This window comes from Kitasatospora sp. NPDC017646 (assembly GCF_044329365.1).
GTDB lineage: Bacteria > Actinomycetota > Actinomycetes > Streptomycetales > Streptomycetaceae > Kitasatospora.
Genome location: NZ_JBIRJC010000010.1, coordinates 1 through 15,992, shown reverse-complemented (window position 1 = coordinate 15,992; position 15,992 = coordinate 1). Strand labels below are relative to the sequence as shown.

The 15,992-nt window shown below is 73.4% G+C and carries 15 protein-coding genes and 2 pseudogenes; 13 read left to right on the top strand and 4 right to left on the bottom strand.

Annotation, left to right across the window (positions count from 1 at the left end; all coding sequences use genetic code 11):
- The first annotated feature begins 1 nt into the window (after nucleotide 1).
- Nucleotides 2–733, top strand: a complete 732-nt coding sequence (locus ACH4J0_RS17550) for a hypothetical protein (RefSeq protein ID WP_396240990.1) — start codon at nucleotides 2–4, stop codon at nucleotides 731–733.
- Between the two features lie 237 nt (nucleotides 734–970).
- Nucleotides 971–2,347 (top strand): pyridoxal-phosphate dependent enzyme, encoded by a 1,377-nt coding sequence (locus ACH4J0_RS17545; RefSeq protein WP_396240988.1) that lies wholly within the window; start codon nucleotides 971–973, stop codon nucleotides 2,345–2,347.
- Between the two features lie 4 nt (nucleotides 2,348–2,351).
- Here the strand turns inward: ACH4J0_RS17545 and ACH4J0_RS17540 are convergent, their stop codons facing one another.
- Complete coding sequence (locus ACH4J0_RS17540) at nucleotides 2,352–3,116, bottom strand: TetR/AcrR family transcriptional regulator C-terminal domain-containing protein (protein ID WP_396240986.1); 765 nt, start codon at nucleotides 3,114–3,116, stop codon at nucleotides 2,352–2,354.
- Nucleotides 3,117–3,220: 104 nt separating this feature from the next.
- Here ACH4J0_RS17540 and ACH4J0_RS17535 point away from each other — a divergent pair, with 104 nt between their 5' ends.
- The 6 genes from ACH4J0_RS17535 (at nucleotide 3,221) to ACH4J0_RS17510 (ending at nucleotide 8,202) form a co-directional block, all read left to right on the top strand.
- Entirely contained in the window at nucleotides 3,221–4,189 is a 969-nt protein-coding gene (locus ACH4J0_RS17535; protein ID WP_396240984.1) for an ATP-binding cassette domain-containing protein, read from the top strand.
- Nucleotides 4,189–5,010 (top strand): ABC transporter permease, encoded by an 822-nt coding sequence (locus ACH4J0_RS17530; RefSeq protein ID WP_396240982.1) that lies wholly within the window; start codon nucleotides 4,189–4,191, stop codon nucleotides 5,008–5,010. The genes ACH4J0_RS17535 and ACH4J0_RS17530 overlap by 1 nt, the downstream gene beginning before the upstream one ends.
- 60 nt (nucleotides 5,011–5,070) lie before the next feature.
- Nucleotides 5,071–6,057, top strand: coding sequence for an aldo/keto reductase (locus tag ACH4J0_RS17525; RefSeq protein WP_396240980.1), 987 nt, complete (start codon nucleotides 5,071–5,073; stop codon nucleotides 6,055–6,057).
- Between the two features lie 89 nt (nucleotides 6,058–6,146).
- Nucleotides 6,147–6,764 (top strand): TetR/AcrR family transcriptional regulator, encoded by a 618-nt coding sequence (locus ACH4J0_RS17520; RefSeq protein ID WP_396240978.1) that lies wholly within the window; start codon nucleotides 6,147–6,149, stop codon nucleotides 6,762–6,764.
- 95 nt (nucleotides 6,765–6,859) lie between these two features.
- The gene (locus tag ACH4J0_RS17515) at nucleotides 6,860–7,510 is read left to right on the top strand and encodes a DUF4188 domain-containing protein (protein WP_396240976.1); all 651 of its coding nucleotides are present in this window, start codon (nucleotides 6,860–6,862) and stop codon (nucleotides 7,508–7,510) included.
- A gap of 35 nt (nucleotides 7,511–7,545) precedes the next feature.
- On the top strand, nucleotides 7,546–8,202 hold the full coding sequence (locus ACH4J0_RS17510; RefSeq protein WP_396240974.1) for a C39 family peptidase: 657 nt from the start codon (nucleotides 7,546–7,548) through the stop codon (nucleotides 8,200–8,202).
- Nucleotides 8,203–8,326: 124 nt separating this feature from the next.
- Here the strand turns inward: ACH4J0_RS17510 and ACH4J0_RS17505 are convergent, their stop codons facing one another.
- Both ACH4J0_RS17505 and ACH4J0_RS17500 read right to left on the bottom strand, forming a co-directional pair.
- Nucleotides 8,327–9,178 carry a hypothetical protein gene (locus ACH4J0_RS17505; RefSeq protein WP_396240972.1) on the bottom strand — a complete coding sequence of 284 codons (852 nt, stop codon included), beginning with the start codon at nucleotides 9,176–9,178 and terminating at the stop codon, nucleotides 8,327–8,329.
- 184 nt (nucleotides 9,179–9,362) lie between these two features.
- Nucleotides 9,363–10,307 (bottom strand): hypothetical protein, encoded by a 945-nt coding sequence (locus ACH4J0_RS17500; RefSeq protein WP_396240970.1) that lies wholly within the window; start codon nucleotides 10,305–10,307, stop codon nucleotides 9,363–9,365.
- A 238-nt stretch (nucleotides 10,308–10,545) separates the two neighbouring features.
- Between ACH4J0_RS17500 and rpe the strand changes: the two are divergent.
- Nucleotides 10,546–11,223: pseudogene (gene rpe, locus ACH4J0_RS17495) on the top strand (ribulose-phosphate 3-epimerase); the annotation flags it as partial.
- 129 nt (nucleotides 11,224–11,352) lie between these two features.
- Nucleotides 11,353–11,932, top strand: a pseudogene (locus tag ACH4J0_RS17490) (pirin family protein); the annotation flags it as partial.
- Here the strand turns inward: ACH4J0_RS17490 and ACH4J0_RS17485 are convergent.
- Nucleotides 11,888–12,160 (bottom strand): hypothetical protein, encoded by a 273-nt coding sequence (locus ACH4J0_RS17485; RefSeq protein ID WP_396241438.1) that lies wholly within the window; start codon nucleotides 12,158–12,160, stop codon nucleotides 11,888–11,890. The pseudogene ACH4J0_RS17490 and the gene ACH4J0_RS17485 overlap by 45 nt on opposite strands.
- Before the next feature lie 931 nt (nucleotides 12,161–13,091).
- Here ACH4J0_RS17485 and ACH4J0_RS17480 point away from each other — a divergent pair.
- The 3 genes from ACH4J0_RS17480 to ACH4J0_RS17470 form a co-directional block, all read left to right on the top strand.
- Nucleotides 13,092–13,529, top strand: coding sequence for a DUF485 domain-containing protein (locus ACH4J0_RS17480; RefSeq protein WP_063737786.1), 438 nt, complete (start codon nucleotides 13,092–13,094; stop codon nucleotides 13,527–13,529).
- Nucleotides 13,526–15,160 (top strand): cation acetate symporter, encoded by a 1,635-nt coding sequence (locus ACH4J0_RS17475; RefSeq protein ID WP_396240968.1) that lies wholly within the window; start codon nucleotides 13,526–13,528, stop codon nucleotides 15,158–15,160. The genes ACH4J0_RS17480 and ACH4J0_RS17475 overlap by 4 nt, the downstream gene beginning before the upstream one ends.
- A 79-nt stretch (nucleotides 15,161–15,239) precedes the next feature.
- On the top strand, nucleotides 15,240–15,992 hold a 753-nt coding region (locus tag ACH4J0_RS17470; RefSeq protein ID WP_396240966.1), incomplete at its 3' end, for an AMP-binding protein.

Here is a 15,992-nt window from a genome sequence, read left to right as displayed (position 1 = left end):
CATGCCCGACCTGCACCCCGCCGCGATCGCCTTCCGCGACCCGGCCGCCCTCCTGGCCCGCTGTGAGATCGGCGGTGTCCGGCGCCTCTACCGCGAACCCGGCTACGAGAACGGTGCCGCGCTCCCGGCCGGTGACTGGACCCCGCTGTCCGAGGACCTCCCCGCGCGGTACGCGCCGAGCGTCTTCACCAAGGACAGCGGCCTGGTCGAGTTCTTCCGCCTCCCGGCCACCGTCACCAGCCGCCACCTGCTCGCCGCCCTGGTCGGCGACCTGGGCGACCCCCACCCCGTCCAGCTCGCCGTGACCGACGACCCGCCGGGCGAGCCCGTCACCCACCGCCTGGCGGAGCACGGCCTGCGCCCCGGCCTGCACATCGACAACCACCAGAACCTGCCGTACGCCGAACGCGACCTGGCGCGCCGCCGACTCTGCGTCAACCTCGGCCCCGGTGACCGCCACCTCCTGCTCGCGACCCGTGACATCAAGTCCATCTGCCGCACCGTGCACGACCGTTACGAGACCCACCGCCCGCACACCGACGACCTCCGCCTCTACCTCGCTGAGCGGAAGCAGTTGAGCGTCCTGCGCATCCGGATCTCCCCGGGCGAGGGCTGGTTCGCGCCGACCGCCGTCCTCCCGTACGACGAGTCCACCGAGGGGTCGTTGCTTCCGTCCGCCACGGCCTCCTGGCTCGGGCACTGGGAGCGCGGGCTCTTCGGTCCGCTGATCTGAGAAATCGGTCACTCTCCGTGCGCAGTTCCAATGGTGGGGCGGGCGCGAGCCGCACCGTTGCGCACTTTGGAGTGCGCCGAAACTGCGGGGCGCGTATGGATCACCATGCGCCCCTTCTCGCGCCGCAACCTCGACAGTCGGCGCGGGGACTTCGGTCCGCGCCCGCTCCGGGAGTCTGGCGGCGGGTTGGTCTGGGCAGGCTTGGTCAGACACATACGTACGCAGGGGGCTGCTGATATGACCGCGGTGCACGAATCCGTACTCGACGCGATCGGCGGGACGCCGCTGTTCCGCCTGGCCAGGTTGGGCGCCGGGATCGCCGCGCCGATCTATGCCAAGGCGGAGTTCCTCAACATCGGCGGCAGCGTCAAGGACCGCGCCGCGCTGTCGATGATCCTTGCCGCCGAGCGGGAGGGGCTGTTGAAGCCGGGCGGGACGATCGTGGAGGCGACGTCCGGCAATACCGGGATCGGGCTGACCATCGTCGGCCGCCAGCGCGGATACCGGGTGATCGCCGGGGTGTCCGACAAGTCGGCGCCGGAGAAGGGGGACATCCTGCGGGCGTACGGCGCCGAGGTGGTGCTCGCGCCGACGGCCGTGCCGCAGGAGGATCCGCGGCACCTGTTCAACGTGGTCCGGCGGCTGGCCGAGGAGATCCCCGGTGCCTGGCTCGCCAACCAGTACGACAACCTGGCCAATCCGGACGCCCATGTCCGGACCACCGGCCCTGAGGTGTGGGAACAGACCGGCGGCCGGGTGACCCACTTCGTCGCGGGCGTCGGCACCGGGGGCACCGTCACCGGCACCGGCGGGTATCTGAAGCAGGTGTCCGGCGGGGCGGTGACGGTGGTCGGCGCGGACCCGGAGTCCTCGTCCTACGGCGGCGGGGACGGCAGCCCGTGGTTCGTCGAGAGTATCGGCCACTTCCTCCACCCGGAGACGGTCGAGGACCGCTGGCCGCAGGCCTACCGTTCGGAGGTGGTCGACTCCTTCGAGCGGATCCCGGACCGCGAGTCGCTGCTGACGGCTCGCCGGCTCGCCCGCGAGGAGGGCCTGTTGGTCGGCCCGTCCTCCGGCACGGCGGTGGCGGCGGCGCTGCGGGTCGCGCGCCGGCTGGGGCCGGACGGCCTGGTCGTGGTGCTGCTGCCGGACTCCGGGCGCTCGTACCTGTCTAAGGTGCACAGCGACGCCTGGATGCGTGAGTGGGGCTTCCTGGAGGAGAACGCGGACGGCCTGCGGTCGTTGCTGGAGGCGGTGGGTCCGCTGGTGTCGGTGGCCGCCGACGCGACCGTCGGCGAGGCGTCGGAGGCGCTGCGCGCGGCGCCGGGCGGCATCGCCCCGGCCGTACTCGCGCGGGAGGCGCGCCCGTACGGGGTGAGCGCGACGGAGGTGGTCGGCTCGGTGTCCCGGGAGGTGCTGACGGCGGCGCTGGCCGACGGCGGGGCCAAGCCGGACGGCCCGGTGCGCCCGCTGCTCGGGCCGGCGCTGCCGACGGTGGGGGTCGGGCAGTCGGCGGCCCAGGCGCGGGCTGCGCTCGGCGCGGCGCATCCGGCCGTGCTCGTGCTGGTGGACGGCCGGGTGGCCGGGGTGCTGTCGCGGGCGGCGCTCGCTTAGACGATCACGAAGTGGGCGCCAGGATGGCGCGGATGACCCGGTCCAGGCTGCGGTCGAAGGCCTGGTCCGGGTCGGTGGGCGGTCCCGAGGTGGCGAAGGCCTGGGCCAGGTTGGGGTAGTCGCCGCTCATCGCCGCCCGGGTGAGGTAACCGACCATCTCCGCCTGCCACTTGGCGCCCGCTGCCGCTGTCCGTTCGTACTGGGCGAACTGGCAGATGAAGCCGTTGAACATCGCCATCGCCTCCATCCGCGCGCCGCCCGGCAGGCCGGTGGGGGCGGTGACGGCGAGGAAGTGGTCGGTGTAGCGCAGGGCGTTGGGGCCGATGCCCGGGCGGGCGATGACCAGCGCGGGCAGCCAGGGGTGGCGGCGGAAGATGGTGAGCTGCTCCTGCGCGAGGCCCGCCAGGTCGGCCCGGACGTCGCCGCTCGGCCCGGGTGGCAACCGGTACTCGGCGCAGGCCGCGTCGAGCATCAGGTCGAGCAGGTGCTCCTTCTTCGGCACGTAGTTGTAGAGCGACATGGTGCCCGCGCCGAGCGCGGCCGCGACCCGGCGCATCGAGACGGCGTCCAGGCCCTCGGCGTCGGCGATGACGATGGCGGCCGCGGCGATCGAGTCGCGGCTGTGGGCCGGTCGGGGGCCCCGGCCGGTGCGCTCGGGGCGCAGCCAGATCAGTTCGGGGGCCTCGGGCGGCACCGGCTTGCCGGGCTGCTCCGCGCTCTCGGAACCGGTGGGCCCCGCAGGACTGCTGGGGGTGTTGCTGGACGGCACTGGAAGATCACCTCGCTCACCCATCTTAGATACGTACGGCGTACGTAGTACGATGGCGCCTGCGCACGCTTCTACGTACGCTGTACCTAGAGAAGGGCAGAGCCATGTCCGACGCCACCCGGCCCGCCATCGAGATGGCGGGCGTGGAGAAACGCTTCGGGGCCACCGAGGCCCTGCGCGGCCTCGACCTGACCGTCCCGGCCGGCACCGTCTGCGGCCTCCTCGGCCCCAACGGCGCCGGCAAGACCACCGCCGTACGTGTTCTCGCCACCCTGGTCGCCCCCGACCGGGGCGCCGTCCGGGTCGCCGGGCACGACGCCGTCCGCAACGCCGAGGAGGTCCGGCGGGCGATCGGCCTGGCCGGGCAGCACGCCGCGCTGGACGAGGGCATCACCGGCCGTGACAACCTCCACCTGTTCGGTCGGCTGCACCGCCTCGGTGCCCGCCGGGCCCGGGCGCGCGCCGACGAACTGCTGACCCGCTTCGGCCTCGCCGAGGCCGGCGACCGGCTGGTCCGCACCTACTCCGGCGGCATGCGCCGGCGCCTCGACCTGATCGCCAGCCTGGTCACCAGCCCCCCGGTGCTCTTCCTGGACGAGCCCACCACCGGGCTCGACCCGCGCAGCCGACAGGAGATCTGGGACACCGTCAGGGAGTTGGCCGACGGCGGCACCACCGTGCTGCTCACCACCCAGTACCTGGAGGAGGCCGACCGCCTCGCCGACGACATCGTGGTGGTCGACCACGGCGCCGCGATCGCCACCGGCCCACCGGCCGGGCTCAAGGCATCGATCGGCAGCCAGGTCTCCGTCACCCTGGCCGATCCTGGCCGGCTCGGCTCCGCCGCCGTGGTGTTGTCGGCCCTGTCCGGCGGCGACGCCCAGGTGGACGTGGCCGAGCGGGCGGTCACGGTGCTGACCAGGCCCGGGGTGAACGTCCTGCTGCCCGCGCTGGTGCGGGAGTTGGACGCGGTAGGCGTCGTCGCCGAGGACGTCGCGGTCCGCGCGCCCTCGCTCGACGACGTGTTCCTCGCGCTCACCGGAGAGTCCGCAGCCGTGGGGAGGGCCGCCTGATGTCCGCCGTCGCGCACACCTCTTCCCGTCCGTCGGCCGGGGCCCGGCTGGTCTCCGACACCGGGACGTCGATGCTCCGCATCCTGCTCAACTACCGCCACTCACCGGGCCTGTTGGCCGCCTCGCTGGGCGTGCCGGTGGTCATGGTGGTGGTCTTCGGGTACGTCTTCGGCAGCGCCGTGCGGGTGCCAGGGGGCGGGGACTACCGGGAGTTCCTGATGCCCGGACTCTTCGCCATGGTCGCCACCAACGGCATCATGCCCACCATGGTCGGCGCCGCCCGCGACGTCGGCCGCGGGGTCACCGACCGGCTGCGCTCGATGCCGGTCTCCCGCACCGGACTGCTGCTCGGACAGACCCTCGCCGACCTGCTGGTCAGCCTCGTGGTGCTGGCGCTGCTGGCACTCGTCGGGCTGGCCGCCGGCTGGCGCGCCCGGCACGGCGCGGCCGACGCGCTGGAGGCGTTCGCGCTGCTGCTGCTCTTCCGGTTCGTGATGACCTGGGTCGGCACCCTGCTCGGGCTGGCCGTCGGCAAGGAGGAGGCTGCCGGTCAACTCTCCGTCGTCGTCTTCCCGTTGGCGATGGTCACCAACGCGTACGTGCCCACCGGCGGGATGCCGGCCTGGCTGCGGGTGATCGCCGACTGGAACCCGATCAGCTCCGTGGTCGAGGCCGCCCGCGAGCTCTTCGGCAACCCGGCGGCGCCCGGCACCGCCTGGCCGATGCAGCACGCCGTTCTGGCCACGCTGCTCTGGAGCGCCGTACTGCTCCTGCTCTGCGGGCCGTTGGCCGTAAGGAAGTTCGCCACCCACGGGCGATGACCCGCCCGTTCCGGGGAATGTGCTGGACACCGCGGCCGGTGTGGCTTTAGGTGGGGCGCCATGGAGTACACCCACCTCGGCCGCACCGGCCTGACCGTCTCCCGCCTCTGCCTCGGCACCATGAACTTCGGCCCCCACACCGAGGAGGCCGAGGCCCACCGCCTCATGGACACCGCCCACGAGCGGGGCATCAACTTCTTCGACACCGCCAACTCCTACGGCCGCGACCCCGAGGGCAACCTCAAGGGCCGCACCGAGGAGATCATCGGCCGCTGGTTCGCCCAGGGTGGCGGCCGCCGCGAGCGCACCGTGCTCGCCACCAAGGCCTACGCCGAGATGAGCGACTGGCCCAACGAGGGGCGGCTCTCCGCGCTCGCCATCCGCAAGGCCGTCGAGGCCAGCCTGCGGCGGCTGCAGACCGACCACATCGACCTCTACCAGATGCACCACATCGACCGGGACACGCCCTGGGAGGAGATCTGGCAGGCGATGGAGGTCCTGGTCGCCCAGGGCAAGATCATCTACGTCGGCTCCAGCAACTTCGCCGGCTGGCACATCGCCCAGGCCCAGGAGGCCGCCCGCTCCCGGCACTTCCTCGGCCTGGTCAGCGAGCAGTCCCTCTACAACCTGCTCGACCGCACCGTCGAACTGGAGGTCGTCCCCGCCCTCCAGCACTACGGCCTCGGCCTGCTGCCGTGGTCCCCGCTGCGCAGCGGCCTGCTCGGCGGCGTCCTGCGCAAGGAGCGCGAGGGCACCCGGGTGCGCGGCGCCCAGGGCTACGCGAGCAAGCTGCTGGAGAAGCAGCGCGAGCGCCTCCAGGCCTACGAGGACTTCGCCGCCGAACTCGGCACCGACCCCGCCGACCTCGCCCTCGCCTGGCTGCTCTCCCGCCCGGCCGTCACCGCTCCCATCATCGGCCCCCGCACCCCCGCCCACCTCGACGCCGCCCTCGCGGCCCTCGACCTCGAGCTCGACCAGAAGACCCTGGACCGCCTCGACGAACTCTTCCCCGGCCACCACCCGGCCCCGGAGGACTACGCCTGGTAGGACCGGCCCGCCCACTCCTCGCCCCGGCCCCCCGGCCGGGGCGAGGAGCCCTCCCCGGCGGACCGGGCCGCTGTGGTAGCAAGGCAGGCATGACGGAGCGGATCGGGGAGCGAGGGGCGTACCACCACGGGGCGCTGCCGGAGGCGCTGGTGGCGGCGGCGTTCGAGGTGCTGGACGAGCAGGGCCAGGAGAAGGTGAGCATGCGGGAGGTGGCGCGCCGGGCGGGGGTGTCGGCGGGGGCGCCGTTCCGCCACTTCGCAGACCGCCGGGCACTGTTGACGGCGGTGGCGGACCGGGTGCTGACCGACTTCCACCACTGGCAGGAGGCGGAGGTGGCCGCCGCCGAGGCGGTCGGCGGGTCGGCGATGCGGGCGCTGGGGCTGGGGTTCGTCCGCTACGCGCTGCGCCACCCGCGACGCTTCGAGCTGGTGCGCTCGCGGGTGTTCACGGCCGCCCGGGATCCGGAGCTGCGGGAGCAACTGGACGGCATGGACCTGGCGTTCACCGAACTGATCGTGGCGGACCAGCGCGCGGGGCGGCTCGGGCCCGGCGATCCGGGGCAGGTGCTGCTGGCCGGGCAGGCGCTGGTCTACGGGCTGGCGCAGATGATCGTGGACGGCTACCTGCCCGCGGACCGGGCGGAGCAGCTGGCCGTCCAGGTGCTGGACACCTTCCGCCGCGGAATCGCCAACGGGCCCGGGCAGTAGGCGGATTGTGGCCGCCGCGAGCCTTGACCGCCCTCAGGGGCCTTGATGTAATCACCGATTACATGGGGTGCGGGTCGGTTCCGGGGAGGCCGGGAATGTCCAAGGGGAGCACGTTCGTCCGATCGGTGTTCGCCAGGCCGCGGCCGGGGTACACCACCGCCGCCGCGACCGGCGACACCGTGGTGCTGCTGATCGGCATGCGGATCAACCGCTTCTGGGCCGTCCACCACTGGGGCCCGGTGATGTACGCGATGTTCCGGATGCTGCACGAGCTGCGCCGCAGCCCCGAACGCGGGCTGCGCGGCCGCATCCTGCTCACCGCCTCGCCGCGCACCTACTACGTCGTCCAGTACTGGGCGTCGAAGGAGGCGCTGTACCGCTACTCCACCGCACCGGACGGCTTCCACCACACCGTGTGGGGCATCGCCAACCGGAAGGTGCGGGAGGGCCGGACCCGGGGGCACGTCGGGCTCTGGCACGAGACGTACATCGTCCCGGAGGGCGGCTACGAGTCGATCTACTTCGACATGCCGGCGTTCGGCCTGGCCGGCGCCACGGGCCAGCTGCCGGTGGAGGACCGCGGGCGGCACGCCGCCCAGCGGCTGGCCTTCCGGTCGGGGGAAGGTGCGGGGGAGAGCGCGGGAGAGAGCGCGGGGGATAGTTCAGTGGAAAGCGCGGGGGAGAGCGCGCGAAAGAGCGCGGGGCCCGGCGCGGACGCCCGGGCGGACGTTCCAGGAGTGTCGTGACTCGTCGGGCCGCCTCGATGTGGGAGCGTCGGGGAATGGTCGATCAGGGCGGCGCCGCTCGGCCGGCGCGGGTGGTGCACGAGGTGCCGTACCGGGCGCAGTGGGAGTCCGCAGAGCTGGTGCGCGACATCGTGGACGGGCAGCTGGACGCGGCGCGGGACCCGCGCTGGGGCCAGTCGGGGGCGGCCAGTCCGGAGGAGTACTCGTGGTGGTCCTGGCGGCTGTGCGGGGTGGCCTGCCTGCGGATGGCGCTGGAGCACTGGTGGGGCGTGACCCCGACGGCGATGGCGCTGGCGGGGGAGTGCCTGGCGGCCGGCGCGTACGTCCGGGACGGTGAGAGCCTGCGCGGCCTGGTTCACGCGCCGTTCGCGCAGTACGTCCGGCGGCGCTGGGGACTGGCGGCCCGGTCCGCGGAGTTGACGCCCGCGGAGGTGGCGGCCGAGGTGGCGGACGGCCGGCTGGTGATGGTGTCGGTGCACCCGTCGATCCGGGAGCCGGGCGGGCCGGAGCCGGTCCGGCGCGGCGGGCACCTGGTCCTGGCGGTGGGCGCCACGGAGACGGCGCTGCTGATCCACAACCCCTCCGGCTTCCCGGGGGAGTCGCAGGCGTTCGCGCGGGTCCCGTGGCGCTCGTTCGGGCCCTTCTACGCCGGGCGGGGGATCGTGCTCGGCCCGCCCGGCGCCGAACGGTAGCGCGGTCGGCCCGCCCGGTGCGCCGGGCGGTGGCGTGCTCGTCGGGCCCGGTGCGCCGAACGGTGGCGTGGTCGTCGTGCCCGGCGCGCCGAACGGTGGCGCGCCCGGGCGGCCGGAGCGACGGTCAGCTGTTGTCCGGCAGTCCCGCCGGGTAGAACGGCAGGCTGCTGCGACAGAGTGCCGAGATCGGCTTCAACGCGGCGGCCAACCGGTCGAGTTCGGCTCGTGGGTAGTCCTCCCAGACCCGGGCGGCGGCCAGGTCGGTGGCCGCCTCCAGGCCCTGGTGGCGGATCCGGCCGAGCTCGGTCACCGTCCCGGCCGCGGTCAGCCAGCCGCGCTCGACCAGGCGCTCGGCGGCCGCGTCCCACTCCTCGTCCGTCCAGCCGCGCACCGGCTGGAGCTGCTCGCGCCGCATGTCCATCGCGCAGCGGATCACCAGCGCCTCGCAGCCGTCCAGCCCGGCGGCCACCAGCGCGGCCACGTGGCCGTCCCCGCGGTGCTCGCGCATCACGGTGGCGGCCCGCCAGAGCCGCTCGTACAGTCCGGTCGGTGCCGGGAGCGCGGCGTTGGCGGCGGCCAGCACCCGGCCCGCGCAGTCCAGCCGGGCGGTGGCCTGCTCCAGCGTCTCGACGGCCTGCTCGACCTGCTCCCGGTCCACGTGCTCCAGCAGCCGGGCCAGCGCCGCGCCCGCCCCCTTGCCACGGGCGGCCAGCGCCTCCTCCGGGCCGGCCAGCGACCACAGTTCCGGCAGGGCCCTCTCGACCATGACCGGGGCGAAGTTGAAGAACGCGGCGATCACCGGCGGGGCGTCCACCGCGCCCAGCGGGGCGGAGCGGCCGGCGAAGTAGCCGCGCCAGAAGCCGCGCAGCCCGGCCTCCTCGAAGGCGTCGCGACACTCGGGCTGGAAGTAGGTGACGGCGTGCACCGGCTCGAAGAGCCACCAGAGCGCGCGGGCGGGATGGACGAGATCGGCCATCGGGAGACCTTCCTCGGACGGGGCTCCGGGCGGGCGCGGGGAGCTCGACTGGTCGGCACGGCCTGCGGCGGTCGCGCGGGCGGCGGGGTGCCGGGGCCGCCCGGGCGGGCGCGCGGGCCGTTCAAGTGCTGATGACCACGGGGGCGGCCCCGGTAATCCTCGGCGGCGTGTGACGGAGGCCATATCAGCGCTGGTTTCGCGGATCTGCCGGTGCCATCGCCGGCGGGCTGACCGGCGGCACCGCCACCGGCTCCACCGGTGGAACCGGCAGAGGGCTGACCAGCGGCATCGCCAGCGGGTTGACCGGCATCCGCTCGCGGCAGATCGCCGCGATCGGCCTCAAGGCGGCCGTCAGGCGGTCGAGTTCGCCGTCCGGCAGGCCCTCCCAGGCCCGGCCCGCGGCCAGGTCGGTGGCGGCCTCGACGGACCGGTGCCGGCTCCGGCCGAGCTCGGTGACCGCTCCCCGCGCCGTGAGCCAGCCCCGCTCGACCAGCCGCGCCGCGGCGGCCTCCCACTCCTCGTCCGTCCAGCCGCGCATCGGCTGGAGCACCTCCCGGTCGGCGTCCAGCGCGCAGTGGAGCACCGGCGCCTCGCAGCCGTCGAGCCCGGCCGCGACCAGTGCGGCCACGTGGCCGTCCCCGCGGTGCTCACGCAGCACGGCCGCGGCCTGCCAGAGCCGCCCGTGCACGTCCGCGGGTCGGGGGAGCGCGGCGTTGGCGGCGGCCAGCACCCGGCCGCCACAGTCCAGCCGGTCCACCGCCCCCTCCAGCGCGTCCGCCGCCGCCTCGATCCGCCCGGGCTCCACCGCTGCCAGCAGTCGGGCCAGCGCCGCCGACGAGCCCTCCGTCCGGGCGGTCAGCACCCGCTCGGGGCTCGCATGCGTCCACACCTGCGGCAGGGCGCGCTCGACCGTCGCCGGGGCGAAGCTGAAGAACGCGGCGATCACCGGCGGGGCGTCCACCGCGCCCAGCGGGGCCGAGCGGCCGGCGAAGTAGCCGCGCCAGCCGCCGTCCAGCCCGGCCGCCTCGAAGGCCGCCCGGCTCTCGGGCTGGAGGAAGGTGACGGCGTACACCGGCTCGAAGAGCCGCCACAGCGCGCGGGCGGGGTGAACGGGAGCGGGATCGGACATCGGGAAGACCCTCCTCGGGGCAGCCGGCCGGGCTGGACGGGGCGGCCCGACGGGCAGTGCGGGCCGCTCGTCTGCTGATGGCCACGGCGGCGGCCCCGGCAACCCCGGGCGGGGTGTGATCACGGTCACGCGGGGCTCCCGGGGTGCGACCGCCGGTGGCGCGGCGCGAGATGATGGGACGAGGTGCCCGCCTCCGGGTGCCCAGCCCTCGCAAGCCCCCGTACGAAGGTAGTCGGTCATGGCCCAGATCAACCCCAGCATCCTGTCCGCGGACTTCGCCCGGCTCGCCGACGAGGCCGAGGCCGTCCGGGGTTCCGACTGGCTGCACGTGGACGTCATGGACAACCACTTCGTGCCGAACCTGACCCTGGGCGTCCCGGTGGTCGAGTCGCTCGCCCGGGCCACCGACATCCCGCTCGACTGCCACCTGATGATCGAGGACCCGGACCGCTGGGCCCCGCAGTACGTCGAGGCCGGGGCCGGCTCGATCACCTTCCACGTCGAGGCCGCCGCCGCGCCCGTGCGGCTGGCCCGCGAGATCCGTGCCAAGGGCGCCCGCGCCTCGATGGCGCTCAAGCCGGGCACCCCGATCGAGCCGTACGAGGACCTGCTGCCCGAGCTCGACATGCTGCTGATCATGACGGTCGAGCCCGGCTTCGGCGGCCAGGCCTTCCTGGACATCATGCTGCCCAAGATCCGCCGCACCCGGGAGCTGATCGCCAAGCACGACCTGGAGGTCTGGCTGCAGGTCGACGGCGGCGTCTCCGCGGCCACCATCGAGCGCTGCGCCGAGGCCGGCGCGGACGTGTTCGTGGCCGGTTCGGCGGTGTACGGGGCCGAGGACCCGGCGCAGGCCGTCCGCAACCTGCGCGAGCTCGCCGACAAGGCCTCGGCGGACGCCTGGTGGGCCTGTGAGGCGCCCGCTCGCGCGGTCCGTTCGGATGGCCGGGCACGGGTGGGGGAACGTCGCACCGTGGCGGATGATCGGTGACGACGTCGTCCTCCGGGCCTCCGCCCGGCCCTCTCCCTCCGTGGTGGAAGCGCGATGAGCAACCTCGACCTCAGGCCCGCCCCGACCAGCTGCGGCCGCGAGGCCAGCGGCGGCCCGGTGAAGGAGTTGCTGACGGCACGTCAAGTCACACTCGGCGAAAGCACGGTGGTGCGCCGACTGCTCCCCAACCTGGGCCGCCGGATGGTCGGGGCCTGTGCTTCGTGGACCACTACGGCCCGGACGACATCGCCGACGAGCCCGGCATGCAGGTCCCGCCGCACCCCCACATGGGCCTTCAGACGGTCGGCTGGCTCCACCAGGGCGAGGTGCTGCACCGCGACAGCCTCGGCAGCCTGCAGACCGTGCGCCCGTACGAACTGGGCCTGATGACCTCCGGCCGGGCGATCTCCCACTCCGAGGAGTCCCCCGCCCGCACGCCCGCTACCTGCACGGCGCCCAGCCCTGGGTCGCCCTCCCGGGCGCCCACCGGCACACCGAGCCCGCCTTCGAGCACCACCCCGACCTGCCCGTGGTCACCGCCGGGGGCCTGCGCGCCACCGTCATCCTCGGCACCCTGGACACCGCCACCTCACCCGGCACCACCCACACCCCGCTGGTCGGCGCCGACCTCGCCCAGCACCTCCTCCGCCAGGGAACCGACGGCTTCGTCGGAGAGGCCTCCCAGCGTCAGGCGGTGCTGGAACAGCGGAACGGCGGCGGCGATGCCCGCCGAGTTCGAGCGCGCGTCCTCGGGGCCGAGAGTGGCGATGTCGGCCAGAGGCAGGTCGTCAGCCCGGTGCAGCAGGTGGCGCAGCCAGCGCAGGGAGGCGGTGTCCGACCACTGGAGGTCGTCGACGGCCACCAACAGGCGTCCCTGCGACGTGAGTTGTGTGGCCAGCTGATACAGGTCGCGGAGCGCGGCCGCATCCTGTCCGTCCGGCCATCGGGTCCGACGGGCCGTTCGGCTGGGGCGCCCAGGGAGCGGGACGCCGGGCGCTGCCCGGGGTCCGCCCGCCGTACGGCGAGTCCGCACCATCCGCAAGCAGGCGTTCGAAGAGCTGCCGGACCACCGCGTGGCGGAGGCCGCATTCGAGTGGGTCCGCCGACGCGGACACGACGCGGGTGGCCGCGTCCTCGCGGGCCCCGGCCAGGGCGGCCCGCAGCACCGAGGTCTTCCCGCTGCCCCAGCCGCCCTGGACGAGCCCGGAGACGCAGCCGCCTCCTGGAGTGGCCAGCACCCGTTCGAGGGCTTTCGACTCGCGGTGGCGTCCGCTCAGGACGGGACCGGTTCCCGCGCCGTGGGAAGCGGTCACGGCTGGGGGCTGGCATGTCACACCACTGCTGTCTGACGGGCGACCTCACCCCCCCCCACGGGGCGGGACCGCGGTGGGGAGCCGGCGGCAGGTGCGGCCGGGGGCGGCAACCGGCGGAGTCCGCGGTAGGGCGCGGGCCGCCTCGGTCCGCATTCTTCGCTACCTGCGTAACTTGCGCGCAAGTATCCGGTAATGGGCTTCTGCGCCACCTTTCGCCTTCGGTGGCGCACGGCTGACTCTTCGGTCCCCACCGTCATGTCCGCTGGCCGGAACGCGCGTAGATTCGGCGCGACAGGGCCGTGCGGTGGACGTGGTGAGACGTCAAGGTCCCGCGCTCCGAGTTGGCCCGCGTCCGCCTTCCGCCTCCCCGCCCACCGGCCGGGGAGGCCGCTCCGCCACCACCTCGCTCCGGTGCCCCGCCCGCCTCCAGGTCAGATCGACCGTGGGCGGGCGGCGCCGGTCCCCTCCACGGAAAGACTCATGAACAGTCCCACTTCTCCCAACGGCAGCTCCCCGGCCGACCAGTCCGGCAGAGCCGGAACAGACGCGGTCCGCCGGGACACGGCCTCCGCGGTCTTCGAGGAGGCGCAGAGCAGCCCGTCCTTCGGCCGGCTCCGGCGTTCTCAGCGCACGTTCGCCACCCTGGCGACGATCGCCGTCCTCAGCCTGTACCTTCTGTACGTCCTGCTGTCCAGCTACGCGCGGGACCTCATGGACGCCAGGGTCGTCGGCCGGCTGAACGTCGCGTTCTTCCTCGGTCTGGCACAGTTCGGCGCCACCTTCCTGACCGCGTGGCTGTACACGCGCCACGCCGACAGGCGGCGCGACCCCGTCGCGGAACAGGTCCGGCAGGACATCGAGCGGGTGCTGGTGGCCGGCTCGTACGGGTCCGGCCAGACCACGGGGGTGTCCGCGTGACCGCTCGTACCGGACAGGTGGCGCTGGCGGCGGGTGCCGGAAGCCACGGGGACCGTTCGCTGACAGTCGGCCTCTTCCTCGTGGTGGTGGCGGCCACGCTGGGCGTCACGCTCTGGGCCAGCAGGCAGGGCAAGGGAACCACCGACTTCTACACCGGCGGGCGGTCGTTCTCGGGATTCCAGAACGGTCTCGCCATCTCCGGCGACTACATGTCGGCCGCCTCGTTCCTGGGAGTCACCGGCACCATCGCCCTCTTCGGGTACGACGGTTTCCTGTACTCCGTGGGATTCCTGGTCGCATGGGTCCTGGCACTCGTGCTGGTGGCCGAACCGCTGCGCAACACGGGGCGCTTCACCATGGCCGACGTGCTGGCGTTCCGCCTGCGCCAGGGGCCGGTGCGCATCGCCGCGGGCATCTCGACCATCGTCGTCTCCGTCGTCTACCTCCTGGCCCAGATGGTCGGCGCGGGCTCGCTGGTGGCCCTGTTGCTCGGCGTCTCCGGCGACACCGCCAAGAAGTGGATCGTCTTCGGCGTGGGCGTGCTGATGATCCTCTACGTCGTCATCGGCGGCATGAAGGGCACGACCTGGGTGCAGATCATCAAGGCCGGTCTTCTGATGGCCGGAACGCTTGTGCTGACCGTCCTGGTGATGAGCAGGTTCGGTTGGAACCTCTCGGCCCTGCTGGGCGCGGCCGCCCAGGCCAGCGGCAAGGGGCAGGCGTTCCTCGAACCCGGGCTGAAGTACGGTGCCAGCTCCACCACCCGGCTGGACTTCATCAGCCTCGGCGTCGCGCTGGTGCTCGGGACCGCCGGCCTGCCGCACATCCTGGTCCGCTTCTACACGGTGCGGACCGCCAAGGCCGCGCGGACCTCGGTCAACTGGGCGATCGGCATCATCGGTGTCTTCTACCTGATGACGCTCGCGCTGGGCTTCGGCGCCGCGGCGCTGGTGGGCCACACGGCGATCAAGGCGGCCAACCCGGCGGGCACCACTGCCGTTCCCATGCTGGCCGAGATGCTCGGCGGCGGCCCCGGTTCGACCATGGGCGCCACGTTGCTGGCGCTGATCTCGGCGGTGGCCTTCGCCACGATCCTCGCGGTGGTGGCCGGGCTCACCCTCACGTCGTCGGCCTCGTTCGCTCATGACCTCTTCGCCCAGGCCATGCGCAAGGGCAGGGTGAGCGAGGTGCAGGAGGTCAGGGTGGCACGGCTCGCCGCCGTCGGGATCGGCGCACTGGCCGTCGTACTGAGCATGTTCGCGGACAAGCTCAATACCGCGGCGCTGGTGGCGCTGGCCTTCGCCATCGCGGCCTCGGCCAACCTGCCGACGATCCTGTACAGCCTCTTCTGGAAGCGGTTCAACACCACCGGCGCCCTGTGCAGCATGTACGGCGGCCTGCTCTCCTCCGTACTGCTGGTGGTCTTCTCCCCGGTCGTCTCGGGCACTCCGGCATCCCTGCTGCCCCATAGCGACTTCCACTGGTTCCCGCTGGAGAACCCCGGCCTCGTCTCCATCCCGATCGGCTTCCTGCTCGGCTGGCTGGGAAGCCGCGTGTCACGCGAGACGGTGGATCCGGCCAAGTACGCGGAGCTGGAGGTCCGTTCACTCACCGGCGCCGGAGCCCACTGACACCCCCTGCGGGCACTGCGGTGCCAACGCTGAACCGTGTCCGGCCGAGACCGGACAGGCACACACCAAGGAGCATGTCTTGAGTAGTGAGACCCTGGCGAACCTCCTCAGGGAGGAGCGGCGCTTCGAGCCGCCGGCCGTACTGGCCGCGAACGCCAACGCCACAACTGCCGACCACGAGCGGGCGGCCGCCGACCGTCTGGGCTTCTGGGCCGAGCAGGCCCGCCGTCTCAGCTGGGCCGTCGAGCCGACCGAGACGCTCGACTGGTCCAACCCGCCCTTCGCCAAGTGGTTCGCCGACGGCAAGCTCAACGTGGCCTACAACTGCGTCGACCGCCACGTCGAGAACGGGCTCGGCGACCGGGTCGCCATCCACTTCGAGGGCGAGCCCGGCGACAGCCGCTCGATCACCTACGCCCAGCTCAAAGACGAGGTCTCGCAGGCCGCCAACGCGCTGCTGGAGCTCGGCGTCCGCAAGGGCGACCGGGTGGCCGTCTACCTGCCGATGATCGCCGAGGCGGTCGTCGCGATGCTCGCCTGCGCCCGGATCGGCGCCACCCACTCGGTGGTCTTCGGCGGCTTCTCCGCCGACGCCGTCGCCTCCCGCATCCAGGACGCCCAGGCCAAGCTCGTCATCACCGCCGACGGCGGCTACCGCCGTGGCAAGCCGTCCGCCCTCAAGCCGGCCATCGACGAGGCGCTCGCCAAGGTCGACGGCGTCGACCACGTCCTGGTGATCCGCCGCACCGAGCAGGAGATCCCCTGGACCGAGGGCCGCGACGTCTGGTGGCACGAGATCACCGCGCGCCAGTCCACCGAGCACACCCCCGAG